Origin of the sequence: Paenibacillus sp. FSL M7-1046, assembly GCF_038007405.1 — a bacterium.
Taxonomy (GTDB): Bacteria; Bacillota; Bacilli; order Paenibacillales; family Paenibacillaceae; genus Paenibacillus_AQ.
The window spans coordinates 2,862,397-2,880,404 of the sequence record NZ_JBBOXB010000001.1; the positions used below are offsets into that span (position 1 = coordinate 2,862,397).

The following is an 18,008-nucleotide window of genomic DNA, read 5'->3' on the forward strand; positions in this document are numbered from 1 at the left end:
ACATAAACTAAAGCACTAGGGAGGAAATCAAAAATTATGGAACAATTGCGTAAGAGTGACCCTGCAGTACTGGAAGCCATGGGACTGGAACTAAGCCGTCAGCGTGCCAACATTGAGCTTATCGCTTCGGAAAATATCGTCAGTGAAGCAGTAATGGAGGCCATGGGCTCCGTACTCACGAATAAATACGCCGAAGGTTATCCTGGCAAACGTTACTATGGCGGTTGTGAAGATGTGGATATCGTGGAGAATCTGGCCCGCGACCGTGCCAAACAACTGTTTGGTGCCGAACATGTCAATGTGCAGCCGCATTCCGGCGCTCAGGCCAATATGGCAGTTTATCTTGCCGCGCTGAATCCTGGCGATACTGTACTGGGGATGAACCTGGCGCATGGCGGCCATTTGACACACGGCAGTCCTGTGAATGCCTCCGGCTTGCTTTATAACTTTGTTGCTTATGGTGTGCAGGAAGACACATTCCTGATCGATTATGATGAAGTGCGCAAAGCCGCCTTCAAACACCGTCCTAAATTGATTGTAGCCGGTGCAAGTGCGTATCCGCGGACGATTGATTTTGCAGCACTCGGTTCCATTGCGAATGACGTAGGTGCACTGTTCATGGTCGATATGGCTCATATCGCAGGGCTGGTTGCTGCTGGTGTTCATCCGAGTCCGGTTCCGCATGCCCACTTTGTCACTACAACAACGCACAAAACCTTGCGTGGTCCGCGCGGAGGCATGATTCTCTGCAGACAGCCATGGGCCGCGGCCATTGATAAAGCTGTATTCCCTGGTTCCCAAGGCGGACCGCTGATGCATGTGATTGCCTCCAAAGCGGTTTCCTTCGGCGAAGCATTGCAGCCATCCTTCAAGACCTATGCCGAGAATGTGGTGAAGAACGCTAAAGTACTTGCGGAGACGCTGATCGGAGAAGGAGTTAACATCGTTTCCGGCGGTACGGACAACCATCTGATGCTGCTGGATACCCGCAATCTGAGCATTACCGGAAAAGATGCGGAGAAAGTACTGGATTCCATCGGTATTACCGTGAACAAAAATGCAATCCCGTTTGATCCTACCAGCCCATTTGTAACCAGCGGCATCCGGATCGGAACACCTGCGGTTACTTCGCGCGGCATGGACGAGCAGGCTATGGTAACAATCGGCCGTATTATCGCAAACGTGCTGAAGAATCCGAAGGATGAAGCTAAATTGACTGAAGCGGCCCGTGAGGTCGCCCAGCTTACAGATCAATACCCGATTTATCCGGGTCTTCAGTACTAAATATCCACTTTGCGGCCAGACTATTCCGAGCTTAAAAACTTTCGCCTCCGTTGCGCCGGTATCCCGGCTGCTTCGGGGGTTTTTTTGGAAGATGATATAAAGAAGCGAGGTCTTCATGTGACATAATGTTCACATTTTAAAATTGAAAACAGACTGATGTTGTCGTGAAATATTCATGAAAGTTCATGGAGTTTTCATTAAAATAAGTGAAAAAAATGTGAATAGTATTAAATGCATCAAATAGAACAAACTAAAGCGCACTCTATTTCCAAAGTACTCGGGATTTTCCTGACTGTACTGGAAGGAATAGCTTGCCTTTGTTTATGCTTCCGTGAAAAGGACTAAGTCATCGTAGGTGAAAAGAGCCTCCGGTGATGATATAATAGACAGGATTTAGCCACGGAAGAAGCAAAAGCGCTTTCTATGGCGAACAAGACTCACAATTACCGGAGGGACAGAAATGGGAAAATTGGTGATTTGCGATCATCCTTTGATTCAGCACAAACTAACATTTATTCGCGATGTGCGGACCAACACGAAAGAATTCAGAGAGCATGTCGATGAAGTTGCTACACTGATGGCTTATGAAATCACGCGGGATATTCCGCTGGAGACAATTACTGTGCAGACGCCGGTGGCCGAAACACAGGGCAAGGTTATCTCAGGAAGAATGCTTGGCTTGGTACCGATCCTGCGGGCCGGCCTGGGAATGCTTGAAGGCGTTCTGAAGCTGCTTCCGGCAGCTAAAGTAGGACATGTAGGTTTGTTCCGTGATCCGGAAACCCTTCAGCCTGTCGAATATTACATTAAGCTTCCTACGGATGTGCAGGAACGGGAATTGATCGTTATCGACCCGATGCTGGCAACAGGCGGCTCTGCAATTGCAGCAATCACTTCTTTGAAGAACCGCGGCTGTACCCAAATTAAGATGATGAATCTGATTGCCGCCCCTGAAGGTGTTGCCGCTGTACAAGCAGCCCATCCTGATGTGGATATCTATGTGGCAGCACTGGATGACCATCTGAATGAACACGGGTATATCATTCCGGGGCTTGGCGATGCCGGAGACCGGTTATATGGAACCAAATAATCTCTAGAGAAGTAATATAGAATAAACGTAAAACAAGCATCTATTTTAAAAGAGAGGGTGGGGGTTATGTCCAAAATTAAAGTAATGACGATTTTCGGAGTGCGCCCCGAGGCGATCAAGATGGCGCCTCTGGTCCTGGAACTGAACAGGCATCCCGAGCACATCGAATCTGTTGTATGTGTGACCGCGCAGCACCGTGAGCTGCTGGATCAGGTGCTGGAGGTCTTTAAAATCACGCCTGACTACGATCTGGATGTGATGAAGGACCGCCAGACGTTGAATGAAATCACCATTCGGGTGCTGGAAGGACTTGAACCTGTACTGCGTGAGGCCAAACCTGATCTCGTGCTGGTGCATGGAGATACACTGACGACTTTTCTGGCCAGTTATGCCTCTTTCCTGCAGCAAATTCAAGTAGGACATGTTGAGGCGGGACTTCGGACCTGGAATAAATTGTCCCCGTATCCTGAGGAAATGAACCGCCAGCTTACGGGAGTCCTCGCGGATCTGCACTTTGCTCCGACAGATTTGTCGGCAGGGAATTTGAGACACGAGAACAAAAAAGAGTCAAGCATTTATATCACAGGCAATACAGTTACCGATGTGTTTCAATATACCGTACAGCCGGACTACCGGCATCCTGTACTGGATTTTGCTTCAGGAAAAAGACTAATTTTAATGACGGCGCACCGCAGAGAATCTCAAGGCGAACCGCACCGTCATATTTTCCGTGCTGTCAAAAGAATCGCTGATGAATTTGAAGATGTAGCCATTGTTTATCCTGTGCATCCGAGTCCGGCAGTCAAGGAACCGGCGCATGAGATATTGGGCGGACACCCGAGAATCAAGCTGATTGATCCGCTGGATGTCGTTGATCTGCATAATTTTTATCCGCATACCCACCTGATTTTGACCGACTCCGGCGGCCTGCAGGAGGAAGCTCCCTCCTTTGGAGTTCCTGTGCTTGTGCTGCGTGATACAACCGAGCGCCCGGAAGGGATCGAAGCCGGAACATTGGAGCTTGTGGGAACGGACGAGGAGAAGGTGTATCAACGGACACATGCTCTTTTGACCGATCAGAATCTGTATCAGTCGATGAGCCGGGCCGCCAACCCGTATGGAGACGGCAAAGCCTCCGAGAGAATTGTCAATGCGATTTTGCACCATTTTGGAGCCGTTGAAGAGCGTCCTGAGGAATTTCACAGAATGTTCACAACTAATAATTAATGGCACAACGACTAATATACTAAAGTGAATAAAAACAGCATACAGTGAAACTGTACGGTTTATATGGTTTTGGTAGGCTTTGCTGTGATTATTTTCATGTTTTCAAGCACTTTTGAGCAATTTTCAATGAATTGACAAAGAGTCTGGATATTCAGTAAAATTAGTTGGGATTGTAGCCTATGAAGGAACAAAAGGACGAAGCCGGACTGGGACGGACCGCTTTAGTCATCGGAAGTGCAGGCACTTTGCTTGCCGCTTACATTATTATAGGTTTTTTTGCGGCAAGATGGCTGCAAAATCAGATGGACGGCCCCAAATCCTGGCTGGCCATCGGTACAATCACCGGGATGCTTCTCGGGATCGTTAACGTCGTCCTGCTAATCAAAAAATTTCTGGGGGAGCAAAATGGATAATATGACTCCCATGATCAATTCCGTTACCAGGATTACTCTCGTTGTGATGTCCGGATTGTTAATGGGATGGGCACTTCATCATGAGACCCGTACCGTGACACTGGGAATGGCGCTTGGTTTGTTAGCGGGATTGGTCAACTTTCGTTATCTTGCCGCCAAAGTAAGGCGGGTAACAAAGTCGGCTGCAAACCACGAGGGGAAGGCATTCAGCCTTGGTTTTCTTACACGGATCTGTTTTGCGATTCTGGTCACCATGTTTTCGGTCAAGATCGAGCATTTCTCGCTGGAGGCAACCATTGCCGGCCTGTTCATTCCCCAGCTTCTCTCTATTCCTGTGGGGATATATTTAGGTATTAGGAATAAGTTGTAGCCAGATTAAAGAGAAAGGGGGATGATACTATGCATGAAATGCCATTAATCTATTTCGGCGGAATACCGATTGATTTATCCGCTGTTCTGATGCTTTTAATCAGTTCGCTGGTAGTGTTCATATTGGTGATGATGTCTGTCCGCAACCTGTCCGTTGAGAATCCGTCCAAACTTCAGAACTTTATGGAGTGGGTGGTGGAATTTGTACAGGGAGTCATCAGCAGTGCCATGGACCTGAAGAAAGGGAAACCTTACATTTCACTGGGGTTGACGCTGATATTGTTTATCTTTGTCTCCAATCTCCTGGGTCTGCCGTTTTCCTTCATCACTGAAGCTGATAAACCGGTGTACATCTTCGGACATGTAATCGAAGCGACCAAAAACTTGGCGCATGGCGAGCATGCGGAGATCTTGTGGTATAAATCGCCGACTGCCGATATCAATGTCACCGCAGGGCTGGCGATCATCGTGTTTGTATTGATGAACTACCTCGGCGTTAAGCTGAATGGCAAACATTATTTCAAACACTACATTGAGCCGTTTCCAATTTTCTTGCCGCTGAACATTATTGAGAACCTGTCAAAGCCGGTGGCGCTTGCCATCCGTCTATTTGCCAACATTTTTGCCGGTGAGGTTTTGATCACGGTTATTCTGAAGCTGGGATTCCTCGGTATTCCATTCTTGGCAGTCTGGCAAGGCTTCAGTATCTTTATAGGAGCGCTTCAGGCATTTATCTTTACGATTCTGACGATGGTGTACATCGCGCAGATGACGATCCACGAGGAAGAAGCACATTAATGAACTGCCGTGAGGAAAGCGGCAGCCGCCGGAACACTCTTCGCGGGAGATTTTTATATCATTAAACAAATACTAAATGATTCAAAATTAAAGGAGGATATTTACAAATGGAATTTTTGGCAGCAGCAATCGCGGTTGGTTTGGGCGCACTCGGTGCAGGTCTTGGTAACGGTATGATCGTCAGCAAAACGGTAGAATCCATCGCTCGTCAACCGGAAGCACGTAACGCACTGCAGACAACAATGTTTATCGGTGTAGGTATCGTCGAAGTAATTCCGTTGGCCGCAACAGTTATTGCATTCCTGATCATGTTTACTTAATAAACCGTTCTTACGGTTTGGCGGGGAGGGCAAGTGCCATCCGCGCCTTACTTTTGTATATGTCCGCACACCGCGGTAACGGAAAGGAGTGACCACAGTGACTATAGTTTGGACGAATATAGTTTTTTCAATTGCCGCATTTGTACTTCTCTACTTCCTGCTCAGCAAATTTGCATTCAGCAAATTATTCGCAGTTATGGAGAAACGCCGTGAACTGGTGATGCAGCAGATGGATGAAGCAGCTAAGACCAGAGAGCAGGCGGTCGCTTATGTAGAAGAACAGAAGCAGGCTCTGCAGCAGGCGCGTCAAGAGGCACAACAGATCATTCAACAATCCCAGGCCACAAGCAGCAATCAGGCAGACCGGCTTATGGATCAAGCTAAAGCTGAGGCTGCACGTCTTAAGGACGAGGCTGTCCGCGATATTTCCAATGAAAAGAACAAGGCTGTGGAAGCCCTGCGCAGCGAGCTTGGAACGGCTTCGGTCCGCATTGCTTCCAAGCTGCTTGAAAAAGAAGTCAAGGCTGACGGCGAGCAGGAACAGCTTGTCGATCAATACCTCAAAGAGGTAGGAGGCCGCTCATGAGCCGCGATACGGTAGTTGCTGGGCGCTACGCCAGAGCATTGTACGGTGCAGCGGTGGAGAAAGGCATTACGCTTGAAGTGGAAGAACAGCTGAAGGCAGTGGTCGAGGTACTGCATCTTGATCAAGAGGTGAAACGGTTCATTCATGCACCGCGCATCTCCAAGTCCGATAAGCTGAAGGTGCTTCGCACAGCATTTCAGGATAAGCTCTCTCCAACGGTGATGAACATGGTGGAATTGCTGGTTGAGCGGGGCAGAACCGATATTTTTGCTGAGCTGCTGGAAACATACATCAAAATTGAAGGAGACGCCCTCGGTATCGGCGATGCTACTGTGTACTCTGCTTATGCGCTTAGTCAAGAAGAGCAGGATACTGTGGCCGCAGAATTCAGCGAGCTTACTAAACGCAAGATTCGTGTTACGAATCTCGTGGATAAGAGCCTGCTGGGCGGACTTAAGGTCGTAATCGGCGATACGCTGTATGACGGCAGTTTGTCCGGCAAGCTGGAGCGTCTCGAGAAATCTTTTAACGATAAGCATAGAAGATAGGGGTGAGGATATTGGGCATCAGACCTGAAGAGATCAGCACTTTGATCAAAAGTCAAATTGAGCAATATAAAGCCGATATCGAAGTGGCCGAAATTGGCACCGTCATTCAAGTCGGAGACGGTATCGCCCGTGTCTACGGTCTGGAAAACGCAATGGCAGGCGAGTTGCTGGAGTTCTCCAACGGAGTAGTGGGCATGGCGCTCAATCTGGAAGAAAGCAACGTCGGTGTTGTTATTCTGGGTGAGTATACGGCGATTCGTGAAGGCGATCAAGTTAAACGTACGGGACAAATTATGCAGGTACCGGTGGGCGAAGCCCTGCTGGGCCGTGTAGTAAATGCCCTCGGCCAGCCGCTGGACGGCAAAGGTCCGATTGATACGACGGAATTCCGTCCGGTAGAGAACAATGCACCGGGTGTTATCGACCGTAAATCGGTTCATGAGCCGATGCAGACCGGTCTTAAAGCAATTGACGCGATGGTGCCGATTGGCCGCGGACAACGCGAGCTTATCATTGGTGACCGTCAAACCGGTAAAACAGCTATCGCAATTGATGCGATCATCAACCAAAAGGGCAACGGCATGAAATGTATCTATGTTGCCATTGGTCAAAAACAATCCACAGTGGCGCAGGTTGTAGAAACACTCCGCCGCCATGGTGCTTTGGAGTATACAATTATTGTAACCGCGTCGGCCTCCGAGCCGTCCCCACTGCTGTATATCGCTCCATACTCAGGTTGTGCAATGGGTGAGTACTTCATGTACAAAGGCGAGCATGTCCTTGTCATTTATGATGACCTTTCGAAGCAAGCCTCCGCTTACCGCGAATTGTCCCTGCTGCTCCGTCGTCCACCAGGCCGCGAAGCATTCCCGGGTGACGTTTTCTATCTGCACTCCCGTCTTTTGGAACGTGCGGCTAAGCTCAGCGATGAGCTAGGTGGTGGTTCATTAACCGCACTGCCTTTCATTGAAACCCAAGCCTCTGACGTTTCGGCCTACATTCCTACGAATGTAATTTCGATTACAGACGGCCAAATCTTCCTTGAATCCGATCTGTTCAACTCTGGTCAGCGTCCGGCGATCAACGTCGGTATCTCTGTATCCCGTGTAGGGGGATCAGCGCAGATCAAAGCTATGAAGAAGGTTGCCGGCTCACTCCGTCTGGATCTGGCCCAATACCGCGAACTTCAGGCATTCTCCCAGTTTGGTTCCGATCTCGATAAATCTACGCAAGCCCGTCTGAACCGCGGTGCCCGTATGATGGAGATTCTGAAACAGGGCGTAAACCAGCCGTTGTCTGTTGAGCATCAGGTGCTCAGCTTGTATACCGCTGTTAAAGGCCACCTGGATGATATTCCTGTCAAGGACGTAAAACGCTTCGAGAAGGAATTCCTGGCGTTCATCGACAGCAGCGCTGCCGGCATTATTAAATCCATCACTGATACAAAGGATTTGACGGCAGACAACGAGACAGCACTGAAAGAAGCGATCGAGAAGTTCAAAAGAGGCTTCGCGACCAGCTAATCGCAAATAACTGTCTACCCATGCTTTGAAACGGGCTTTGGCTCTGCCAAAGCTCTGATATATGCTTACGAAGTTAACTTTGACTTCTTCAAAGCTCAGTTTATGCTTACGAGGTCAGCTTTGACTTCGTCAAAGCTTTAAGGTGGTGAAATCATGGCAAGAAGTATGCGTGATATTAAACGTCAAATCAAGAGCGTTCAAAACACCAGACAGATCACTAAAGCAATGGAGATGGTAGCCGCCTCCAAGCTGCGCAAAGCGCAGGAGAAAGCGGAAGCTGCCCGTCCGTACTCACAGAAGCTGAAAGAGGTCGTATCGAGTATTGCTGCCGGTACACAGGACTTGCAGCATCCGATGCTGGTCAGCCGTCCCGTGAAGAAGACCGCCTATATTATTGTTACTTCCGATAGAGGTCTCGCGGGTGGATACAATGCCAATATCCTGCGTAAAGTGACGATGCTTCTGGCAGAGCGGCATAATTCCAAGGACGAATATGCGCTCTTCGTCATCGGCCGTAAGGGCCGTGATTTCTTGCGGCGCCGTGAATACCCGATTGTAGAGGAAGTTACCGAGCTGTCCGATACACCGAAATTCTCTGATATTAAGTCGATCGCCTACTCGGCGGTTCAGCAGTTTGAGACAGGTGTATATGATGAGCTTTATATCTGCTATAACCGGTTTCTGAATGCCATCAGCCAAGTGCCAACCGTTGACCGTCTGCTCCCAATGGATGCAGTGGGTGAGGGGCACACAGGCGCAAGTGCAGCCTATGAATACGAACCTTCACCGGAAGGCGTACTGCAAGTGCTGCTTCCGAAATATGCCGAAACTTTGATTTATAGCGCAATTCTGGACGGTAAAGCCAGTGAGCTGGGTGCGAAGATGACAGCGATGGGCAGTGCCACTAAGAACGCGTCGAAAATGATCGGAGACCTTAGACTTACGTACAACCGTGCCCGTCAGGCGGCGATTACGCAGGAAATTACTGAGATCGTTGCCGGAGCAAATGCGCAGTCTTGATCTATAAGAAACGGGTGCCGTAGAGCGATACAGCGTACCGCTCGCTTCAGGGGCATAGACTCCTGAAGACAGCACTGCCGTTTCTTCTCAATGTAACAGCTTTCGAGGAGGGAAATGAAGATGAACAAAGGACGCGTTGTAAGCATTATGGGTCCGGTTGTTGATATTGAATTCGAACGCGGCCAGTTGCCCGAGATTTTCAACGCTATCAAGATTGAAACCAGCTTGGAGAACGGCCGCATTATTGATCTGACGCTTGAAGTTTCCAATCACCTGGGTGACAATCTGGTCCGTTGTATCGCCATGTCGTCCACGGATGGTCTGGTTCGCGGATTGGACGCGATTGACCAGGGTGGACCGATTTCGGTTCCCGTTGGCGCAGCTACACTCGGCCGGGTATTTAATGTACTTGGCAACCCTATTGATAACGGTGCTGAGGTTGTCGCAGAGAAGAATCCGATTCACCGTCTTGCCCCGACTTATGATGAACTGTCGACCCAAGCGGAAATTCTGGAAACCGGGATCAAGGTTATCGACCTGCTGGCCCCATACGCCAAAGGCGGTAAAATCGGCCTCTTCGGCGGTGCCGGTGTAGGTAAAACGGTAACTATCCAGGAACTGATCAACAACATCGCTCAAGAGCACGGCGGTATTTCCGTATTCGCCGGTGTTGGTGAACGGACCCGTGAAGGTAATGACCTTTATCATGAAATGACCGACTCCGGCGTTATCAAGAAGACGGCCATGGTGTTTGGACAAATGAATGAGCCGCCGGGCGCACGTCTTCGTGTAGCCTTGACCGGTCTGACCATGGCGGAGTATTTCCGTGATGTGGAAGGCCGCGATACGCTGCTCTTTATCGATAATATATTCCGCTTTACCCAAGCAGGTTCCGAAGTATCAGCCCTGCTCGGCCGTATGCCTTCAGCGGTAGGTTACCAGCCAACGCTGGCAACAGAAATGGGCCAATTGCAGGAGCGCATCACTTCCACCAAAAAAGGCTCCGTTACCTCCATTCAAGCGATCTACGTACCGGCGGACGATTACACTGACCCGGCTCCGGCAACGGCATTTGCCCACTTGGATGCAACGACCAACCTGGAGCGTAAAATCTCCGAAAAGGGGATTTTCCCTGCGGTAGATCCACTGGCTTCCAGTTCGCGTATGCTGGCTCCCGAAATTGTCGGCGAAGAGCATTACAACGTCGCACAAGGCGTTAAGCAATTGCTGCAGCGCTACACTGAGCTTCAGGACATCATCGCCATCCTGGGGATGGATGAACTGAGTGAAGAAGACAAGGTTATTGTAGCCCGTGCCCGTAAAGTTGAACGCTTCCTGTCCCAGCCTTTCCATGTGGCAGAGCAGTTTACCGGCTTTAAAGGCAAATATGTGCCGATCAAAGAAACTGTGCGCAGTTTCAAAGAGATTCTGGAAGGCAAGCACGATGATCTTCCGGAGGCAGCTTTCCTGTTTGTAGGTACGATTGAAGAAGCGGTCGAAAAAGCGAAATCCATGTAATTCTGAGCTTTAGATCATGCTTTCGATGCGAGCTTTACTGGGTAAAGCTTTGAGGAGGAATGGAAGTGAATACCTTTTTGTTGGAAATTGTCACGCCGGAGCGTCTTGTCTACTCCAAACAGGTTAACAGCCTGACAGTACGGGGAGTCAATGGCGAGCTGGGCATTTTGCCGGGACACATTCCGCTTGTGACTCCACTTCAGGTTGCTCCGCTCACTGTAAAATCGGACGGTGTTTCCGTCACTATCGCCGTTCATGGCGGGTTCGTAGAAGTGCATAAAGACAAGGTGACAGTTCTGGCTGAAAGTGCCGAGCTGCCTAAGGATATCGATGTTGAACGCGCCGAAGCGGCTAAAGAACGGGCACAACGCCGTCTTCAGACCCGCAGCAAACAGGATGAGATTGATCACCGCCGTGCGGAGCTGGCGCTGCAACGCGCCGTTACACGGATTAAAGTGTCCACCGGAAAAGGACAACAGTAGCACGAAATGCAGTCAAGCCTATAGCTTGGCTGCATTTTTTTTGGAATAAAAAACCTGTAAAAAATGAACATATTGTCATGAACCTGGGGCTTAATGGGCGAAATGTTTAAAAATTCGTAAAAGTACTGGATTCTTTTCATCTGCGCAAGTATGATATAAGAGTCGATTTCCAAGTAACATTAACACGGGAGGTAACATGGAACAAATGATCTACGATGATTTATCCAGCGCGATCGGTACCAGCGGTTTGGTTTCGATGATCGTTTCTTTGCTCTGTGTCGTATTATCTTGGTGGGCACTTCAGAACCTTAAGCTCGATTTGGTCATAAGATATCCCAAGAGCCCTCAAGGAAGACTGCTCCATCTGTTGCTGGCTATCGTCCTCGGTCATTTCGTGGCTGGGTTTCTGCTGGATTACCTGGGCTGGAGCGGGCTGCTCCGCAATGTGTTTTAATGCAAGTGAGTTTGGTTATATCTGTATAGGTCTATGGATGCGAAAAAGGTGTCGAATAATAAGGTTTTATTATGTCAACACTGAAGTTTAAGGAACGTGCCCGCACATCGGGCGCACAGACGGAATATCCGATATTTTAACAAATGAATCTTAAATTCAAAATTATTTCAGAAATATGGACGCGGAGGGAAACCGAAATGAGCAAATTTATCGTCCGCGGTGGCAACAGATTGACCGGGAGCGTGAAAGTAAGCGGCGCAAAAAATTCCGTACTACCGATCATAGCCGCCTCTCTATTGGCAGAAGAAGGAGTTAGCGTCATTGTGGACGCACCTCCGCTAGACGATGTAATGACTATCAGCAAAGTGCTGGAATCTCTGGGTGCAGGTGTTACATACCAGAACGATATCATCGAGGTTGATGCTAGAAACATCACATCCTGTGAAGCGCCTTATGAATGGGTGCGGAAAATGCGGGCTTCTTTTTTGGTGATGGGTCCTTTATTGTCCCGTATGGGTCATACACGCATTTCTCTGCCCGGCGGCTGCGCCATCGGTACAAGGCCGATTGACCAGCATCTGAAGGGATTTGAAGCGCTTGGTGCCGAGATTAGCTTGGGCCAAGGCTACATTGAAGCGAAATCAAACGGTCGACTGCGTGGAGCCAAGGTGTATCTGGATGTGGCCAGCGTGGGCGCGACTGAAAATATAATGATGGCCGCAGCACTCGCCGAAGGCGTGACTGTGATTGAGAATGCCGCGAAAGAGCCGGAAATTGTCGATTTGGCTAACTACCTGAACGGGATGGGCGGCATTGTACGTGGAGCTGGGACCGGCGTCATTCGTATCGAGGGCGTAGAACGGCTTCATGGTGTAAAACATCATGTGATTCCTGACCGGATTGAAGCAGGTACCTACATGGCAGCTGCAGCGATCACAGGCGGGGATGTATATGTTGAAGGTGCGATTGCTGATCATCTCGGACCTGTAATTGCCAAGATGGAGGAAATGGGCGTTACGATCATTCCTGATGAGAATGGCGTGCGCGTCATTAGCGACAAGCCACTGAAGGCTGTTGATTTGAAGACATTGCCGTATCCGGGTTTCCCTACCGATATGCAGTCGCAAATGATGGCGCTGCTGCTTCGCTCCGTAGGTACCAGTGTCGTAACGGAGACCGTTTTCGAGAACCGGTTTATGCATGTGGATGAATTCCACAACATGAACGCCGAGATCAAGATTGAGGGCCGTTCAGCGATTGTGACCGGCAATGCTCAGCTTGTCGGCGCTAAAGTGTGCGCTACGGACCTGCGTGCAGGCGCTGCGCTTATTTTGGCGGGACTTGTTGCCGAAGGGACTACGGAAGTGAGTGGTACGCATCACATTGACCGCGGGTATGTGAATCTGGCCGAGAAGCTGTCGGGACTTGGTGCAGACATTTGGCGGATTTCCATGGAAGAGTCGGTTGTAGCGGCATCCAAAGAAGAAATCGCCAAACCGGAAGCTACCAAAAGCGAATCATTCAAAAGCGATGAGCTGAAGCCACGCTTTCAGATTCAGCCAACCTGGGTATAATCGTAAATAATATAAATGGAATAAGCTGCTCCGCATTTGCGGTGCGGCTTTTTTTAATATAAAAATTTCTATGCTTCACGCTATAAATTATCCTTCTATTTCTCGCTGAAACGGATACCGTCCTTTTGGGGACGGCAAAGCTGTTTCCACTTGTGCTGATTGAAATTTTGCTAACTTCACGGCAATTTGATTCTCTCACTCTCAGAATAGCGTTCTAGCAGTTGTGGAAAACTCATATCTATAAGAATCACCGGTGACTTACGGAAGGAGCCATAGAGATGAAAGATTTCCACTACTTGCGGCGCAAATTCAAACGCCGTTACGCACGCACCCGGCGCGGAGCGCCCCGTATCCAGCGGCTGGCCCCGGCCGCCTGGCTCGCAGCGCCGCTGCTGGCGGCGCTGCTGCTGCCGCTGGCGATTGTCCCGCTGCGCGGAGGTGGACAGCCAGCGCCCAAGGCCGTGCCACAGGCCACGGAACGGCCTGTGCTGCCTGAGGCGGCTGCGGGAGAGGCCCCGCAGCCGGAAGTGCATGTCTATTTGTCGCAGAGCGGACAAATAGAGACCCTGCCGCTGGAGGAGTACGTCAGCGGCGTGCTGGCGGCCGAGATGCCGGCGGACTTTGAGCTCGAAGCGCTCAAAGCGCAGGCCGTGGCCGCCCGCACGTTCATTATGCGCCGCCTAGTGGCCGGCGACAGCAGTGGCGTGCCCGTTCCGGGCGCGGATGTGACCGATACGGTAAGCCATCAGGCTTACGTCTCGCAGGCGGCGCTGGAACGGGATTGGGTGCGCGGCGGCAAAAGCGCCGGGCTGGCCAAACTCCGCCGCGCGGTCCGCGAAACGCGCGGCGTCATTATGACCTATAAGGGGCAGCCGATCACCGCCTCCTTTTTCGCCTCCAGTGGAGGCTATACGGAAAATTCGGAAGACTACTGGAATGCCGCCGTGCCTTATTTGCGCAGTGTAGCCAGCCCATGGGAGCAGGAGATTACACCTAATCTCGCGGCAACATATACCTTTAGTATTTCAGAGCTGATAGGCAAGCTGGGGTTAAGCGGCAAGGCTTTGCCTGCTTCCAAGGATCTTGCAGCTTCCGGTGGAGCGAAGCCGGTCTCCTCTTCCTCTGCACAGATGCCTGTAAAAGTGCTGTCGCTGACTGCGGGACACCGGGTCAAGGAAATCTCGATTGGAGGAACCGTATTTACCGGACGGGAAGTGCGTGAGAAGCTGGGGCTGCGCTCCAGCCAGTTTACCTGGAAGCGAAAGGGCAGTGAGATTATAATTACAACTTACGGGAATGGACACGGAGTCGGTATGAGCCAGTGGGGGGCAAACGGCATGGCCAAGGAAGGCAGTACAGCGACACAAATTCTCAAACACTATTACAGCGGTATCTCATTTGTTCAAGTCTCAACTCTTCTGAAAAAATAACTTGAAAGATACGTATAAAAGCGAAGCGCCCGGTAACACTGGTTACTGAGGTGATAAACATATGAATGAACAAGAAAAAAACAAATCAACCCATGATGAATCTCTCAAAAACAAGCAGGGAGATTCAGGCGCTAAGCCTTCTTCATGGAACAGGCTGTTTTCCAAACGGTGGGTATTCCCGGCAGTCTACACGGCGGCAGCGGCTATTATACTAACCTTGGTGTGGGTCTATCAGGATGCCGGCCAGAAGCCGCTGAACTCCGACACCAACGCAGTCGTTTCACAGGATTCCGCTAAACCCAGCAAAGAAGCCGGTGCAGCAAACGACCCTGAGGCTTTGGAAGTTGTCGCTTCGGCAGAAACTCTGACCTGGCCTGTAGCCAGCCCCGGAGAAGTGGAAGTGGTAAAACCGTTCTATGATGAGAATGGGACAGAAGAGAATCATGTAGCGGCTATGGTGCAGTACAATGACACCTTCGTGCCGAATGTCGGAATCGACATCGCACGTGAGGACAACAAGACGTTTGATGTCAAGGCAGCGCTTAGCGGTGAAGTAACACGGGTTGAAGATGTTGCAGTGTTCGGCAAGGTTGTAGAGATTACCCATCCGAACAATCTGAAGACGGTATATCAGAGCCTCGGCGACACCAAAGTGAAGCAAGGCGATGAAGTAAAGCAAGGCGACACGCTGGCAACGGCCGGACGCAGTGAAATTGAGAAAAATCTTGGCAATCATGTGCACTTTGAAGTGTACGAGGATGGCAAGGTAGTCAATCCTTCGGATCTGCTGCCGCAGCGTTAAGCATAACTTTTAGACAGGAGGCGAATGCCTCCTGTTTTTTTGTTGCTGTGTTCTGCGGAGCATAGCAGGACAGAAGTAAGCTGTTTTCCGCCGAAATGGGCCCTTCTTACGGTTGTCCAGGAAATAAAATGAGCCTTCCAGGGCTTGTCATCCCCTGAAAGCGCGAATATATAGGCCCGCCCCTCATATAATGTACCAAACTATCCACAGTTGGGAGGCGGGAGCGTGCACGATTACATCAAAGAACGTACGATCAAAATCGGACGCTGCATCGTGGAAACCAGGCATACAGTCCGGACCATTGCCAAGGAATTTGGCGTTTCAAAGAGCACGGTGCATAAAGACTTAACCGAGCGTTTGCCGGAGATCAACCCTGATTTGGCCGATCAGGTGAAGCACATTCTCGAATATCACAAATCAATCCGTCATTTGCGGGGGGGAGAAGCCACAAAAATTAAATATAAGAAAACGACCGGTAAAAAACGTGAGGTTGCCGTAGCCGCAAAGCCATGATATTTTCGGAATTTTAAGCAATAATTCAGGTTTATTACATTGTGTATATCCCCTAAAGTATGGTATTTTTAAATTTGGTACTCACTAACTAATCTCATTTAAAATAACACTTTGGGGGCTCTTTCATTATGCTTAGCAAGGATATCGGAATCGATCTCGGTACGGCCAATGTGCTCATTCATGTTAAAGGGAGGGGAGTCGTTCTGGATGAACCCTCCGTGGTCACACTTGAAAGTGATACGAAGAAAGTCCTTGCGGTAGGTGAACAGGCGCGTCGCATGGTAGGACGGACACCTGGCAACATTACAACCATTCGTCCTCTTAGGGATGGCGTTATAGCTGATTTTGCCGTTACGGAAATGATGTTGAAATATTTCATCGACCGCGTTGGCGGCCGTACCTGGTACGCTAAGCCCCGCATTTTGATCTGTGCCCCCACGAATATTACATCAGTTGAGCAGAAATCGATCCGTGAAGCGGCGGAACGCAGCGGGGCCAAGGATGTTTATATGGAAGAAGAACCCAAAGCCGCGGCAATTGGAGCGGGTATGGATATTTATCAACCAAGCGGAAATATGGTCGTCGATATCGGCGGCGGAACGACGGATGTAGCTGTCCTGTCCATGGGCGACGTCGTTACCGCCTCCTCCATCAAAATTGCAGGGGACAAGTTCGACGATGCCATTTTAAAATATATCAAACAGAAATATAAACTGCTCATCGGTGAGCGCACGGCTGAGGATATTAAAGTCACCATCGGAACAGTCCGGCCTGGCGGCATGCAGGCGGAAATGGATATTCGCGGCCGGGATATGGTCAGCGGACTTCCACAAACACTGACCATTAACTCCGGTGAGGTTAAGGAAGCATTATGGGATCCGGTTTCCTCTATTGTCGCTGCGGCAAAATCAGTGCTCGAGCGTACACCGCCGGAGCTGTCGGCCGACATTATCGACCGCGGGGTTGTACTGACCGGCGGCGGCGCGCTGCTTAACGGGCTGGACGAGCTGCTCTCGGAGCAGCTGCATGTTCCTGTCTGGGTAGCTGAGGATCCGATGCACTGTGTGGTCAAGGGAACGGGGATTATGTTGGATCATTTGGACAAGGTCGTTAAGAAAAAGTTCTAAGCTGCCGATAATAAAGGATAATAGCAGATTCAGGAAGGAGAATTGCCCTCATGATTAGAGGATTATATACGGCCGCTGCAGGGATGGTCACGCAGCAGCGCAGACATGATACGGCGACGCAAAACATTGCCAATCTGAATACAACGGGGTACAAGCAGGTCGATAGTGTCAGCCATGCCTTTCCCGATGTATTGATTTCAGCCATGAGTGGCGGCACCACGAAGCCGGTAGGCCGCCTCAACACAGGGGTTTTTGCAGAACAATCTGTTTCTCAATATTTGCAGGGCGATCTGATTGAAAGCGGAAAGTCGATTGACTTTGCCTTATCTACTGACTTACAGGTCGCGGACCCTGCTACCGGAGACAACATAGCTTTTGACGGGTCGGGCAAATATGTAACTCCTGAAGGCGAGGTTATCTACCGGCCGCAGGCATTTTTTACAGTTCAAGATAACGAAGGCAATAATTTATATACACGCAACGGAAGCTTCAGCGTTAGCGCGACCGGACAGGTGCTCAGCGCCGGAGGTTTTAATGTTCTAGATGCTAACGGCAACCCGCTGGTCTTGACAGGCCCGCAGGATAATCTTAAAGTGGACGGGCAGGGTAATCTGATCAATACGGCTACAGGGCTTCCTTCTGGAACCAAAATTGGTGTCAGTGTAATCTCGAGACCGCAGGAACTAGTGCGCGACGGTAACGGTGTCTTCCATGCCGATGATATTGAGGCTGCGGAAATCCGCTATGCTAACGCAGGAGATAACCTGCAGGTGCGTCAGGGATATTTGGAGAATTCCAATGTGGACCCTACCCAGGTAACGGTTGATATGAATGCTGCATACCGGGCGTATGAGGCGAACCAGAAAGTCATTCAATTCTACGACACCAGTCTGCAGAAGACCGTCAATGAAGTCGGTAGAGTATAGAGGG

At 50.0% G+C, this 18,008-nt stretch carries 20 protein-coding genes; all 20 read left to right on the forward strand.

Annotated elements, in window-relative coordinates; translation table 11 throughout:
• The first annotated feature begins 33 nt into the window (after positions 1-33).
• The 20 genes from glyA to NYE29_RS12585 all read left to right on the forward strand — a co-directional run bounded on the left by glyA (position 34) and on the right by NYE29_RS12585 (position 18,004).
• Positions 34-1,284 carry a serine hydroxymethyltransferase gene (glyA, locus tag NYE29_RS12490; RefSeq protein WP_038597437.1) on the forward strand — a complete coding sequence of 417 codons (1,251 nt, stop codon included), beginning with the start codon at positions 34-36 and terminating at the stop codon, positions 1,282-1,284.
• A 460-nt stretch (positions 1,285-1,744) separates the two neighbouring features.
• Positions 1,745-2,374, forward strand: a complete 630-nt coding sequence (upp, locus tag NYE29_RS12495; RefSeq protein ID WP_038597434.1) for a uracil phosphoribosyltransferase — start codon at positions 1,745-1,747, stop codon at positions 2,372-2,374.
• Positions 2,375-2,440: 66 nt separating this feature from the next.
• Positions 2,441-3,601, forward strand: coding sequence for a non-hydrolyzing UDP-N-acetylglucosamine 2-epimerase (wecB, locus tag NYE29_RS12500; protein WP_038597431.1), 1,161 nt, complete (start codon positions 2,441-2,443; stop codon positions 3,599-3,601).
• Between the two features lie 179 nt (positions 3,602-3,780).
• Positions 3,781-4,014, forward strand: a complete 234-nt coding sequence (locus tag NYE29_RS12505) for an AtpZ/AtpI family protein (RefSeq protein ID WP_052092354.1) — start codon at positions 3,781-3,783, stop codon at positions 4,012-4,014.
• Positions 4,007-4,384, forward strand: a complete 378-nt coding sequence (locus NYE29_RS12510) for an ATP synthase subunit I (protein WP_038597428.1) — start codon at positions 4,007-4,009, stop codon at positions 4,382-4,384. Before NYE29_RS12505 ends, NYE29_RS12510 begins: the two co-directional genes overlap by 8 nt.
• A gap of 29 nt (positions 4,385-4,413) precedes the next feature.
• Complete coding sequence (gene atpB, locus NYE29_RS12515; protein ID WP_076109661.1) at positions 4,414-5,181, forward strand: F0F1 ATP synthase subunit A; 768 nt, start codon at positions 4,414-4,416, stop codon at positions 5,179-5,181.
• Positions 5,182-5,288: 107 nt separating this feature from the next.
• The gene (gene atpE / locus NYE29_RS12520; RefSeq protein ID WP_036699216.1) at positions 5,289-5,501 is read left to right on the forward strand and encodes a F0F1 ATP synthase subunit C; all 213 of its coding nucleotides are present in this window, start codon (positions 5,289-5,291) and stop codon (positions 5,499-5,501) included.
• Positions 5,502-5,598: 97 nt separating this feature from the next.
• Complete coding sequence (atpF, locus tag NYE29_RS12525) at positions 5,599-6,087, forward strand: F0F1 ATP synthase subunit B (protein ID WP_076109660.1); 489 nt, start codon at positions 5,599-5,601, stop codon at positions 6,085-6,087.
• Positions 6,084-6,635: a F0F1 ATP synthase subunit delta gene (locus NYE29_RS12530; protein WP_340896236.1), complete on the forward strand. Its 552-nt coding sequence runs from the start codon at positions 6,084-6,086 to the stop codon at positions 6,633-6,635. Before atpF ends, NYE29_RS12530 begins: the two co-directional genes overlap by 4 nt.
• Before the next feature lie 11 nt (positions 6,636-6,646).
• The gene (gene atpA, locus NYE29_RS12535) at positions 6,647-8,158 is read left to right on the forward strand and encodes a F0F1 ATP synthase subunit alpha (RefSeq protein ID WP_076109659.1); all 1,512 of its coding nucleotides are present in this window, start codon (positions 6,647-6,649) and stop codon (positions 8,156-8,158) included.
• A gap of 153 nt (positions 8,159-8,311) precedes the next feature.
• Positions 8,312-9,178: an ATP synthase F1 subunit gamma gene (gene atpG, locus NYE29_RS12540; protein WP_076109658.1), complete on the forward strand. Its 867-nt coding sequence runs from the start codon at positions 8,312-8,314 to the stop codon at positions 9,176-9,178.
• Between the two features lie 120 nt (positions 9,179-9,298).
• On the forward strand, positions 9,299-10,696 hold the full coding sequence (gene atpD, locus NYE29_RS12545; RefSeq protein ID WP_038597411.1) for a F0F1 ATP synthase subunit beta: 1,398 nt from the start codon (positions 9,299-9,301) through the stop codon (positions 10,694-10,696).
• Between the two features lie 65 nt (positions 10,697-10,761).
• On the forward strand, positions 10,762-11,178 hold the full coding sequence (locus tag NYE29_RS12550) for a F0F1 ATP synthase subunit epsilon (RefSeq protein ID WP_038597409.1): 417 nt from the start codon (positions 10,762-10,764) through the stop codon (positions 11,176-11,178).
• A gap of 196 nt (positions 11,179-11,374) precedes the next feature.
• Positions 11,375-11,632, forward strand: coding sequence for a DUF1146 family protein (locus NYE29_RS12555; RefSeq protein WP_038597407.1), 258 nt, complete (start codon positions 11,375-11,377; stop codon positions 11,630-11,632).
• Positions 11,633-11,829: 197 nt separating this feature from the next.
• Positions 11,830-13,206 carry a UDP-N-acetylglucosamine 1-carboxyvinyltransferase gene (murA, locus tag NYE29_RS12560; RefSeq protein WP_076109655.1) on the forward strand — a complete coding sequence of 459 codons (1,377 nt, stop codon included), beginning with the start codon at positions 11,830-11,832 and terminating at the stop codon, positions 13,204-13,206.
• A 278-nt stretch (positions 13,207-13,484) separates the two neighbouring features.
• Positions 13,485-14,636: a stage II sporulation protein D gene (gene spoIID / locus NYE29_RS12565; RefSeq protein ID WP_340896239.1), complete on the forward strand. Its 1,152-nt coding sequence runs from the start codon at positions 13,485-13,487 to the stop codon at positions 14,634-14,636.
• 61 nt (positions 14,637-14,697) lie between these two features.
• On the forward strand, positions 14,698-15,438 hold the full coding sequence (locus tag NYE29_RS12570; RefSeq protein ID WP_076109653.1) for a M23 family metallopeptidase: 741 nt from the start codon (positions 14,698-14,700) through the stop codon (positions 15,436-15,438).
• Between the two features lie 225 nt (positions 15,439-15,663).
• Positions 15,664-15,951 (forward strand): sporulation transcriptional regulator SpoIIID, encoded by a 288-nt coding sequence (gene spoIIID / locus NYE29_RS12575; RefSeq protein ID WP_038597396.1) that lies wholly within the window; start codon positions 15,664-15,666, stop codon positions 15,949-15,951.
• Positions 15,952-16,079: 128 nt separating this feature from the next.
• Positions 16,080-17,078 (forward strand): rod shape-determining protein, encoded by a 999-nt coding sequence (locus tag NYE29_RS12580; RefSeq protein ID WP_038597393.1) that lies wholly within the window; start codon positions 16,080-16,082, stop codon positions 17,076-17,078.
• Between the two features lie 50 nt (positions 17,079-17,128).
• Positions 17,129-18,004: a flagellar hook-basal body protein gene (locus tag NYE29_RS12585; protein WP_340896241.1), complete on the forward strand. Its 876-nt coding sequence runs from the start codon at positions 17,129-17,131 to the stop codon at positions 18,002-18,004.
• Positions 18,005-18,008 lie beyond the last annotated feature (4 nt).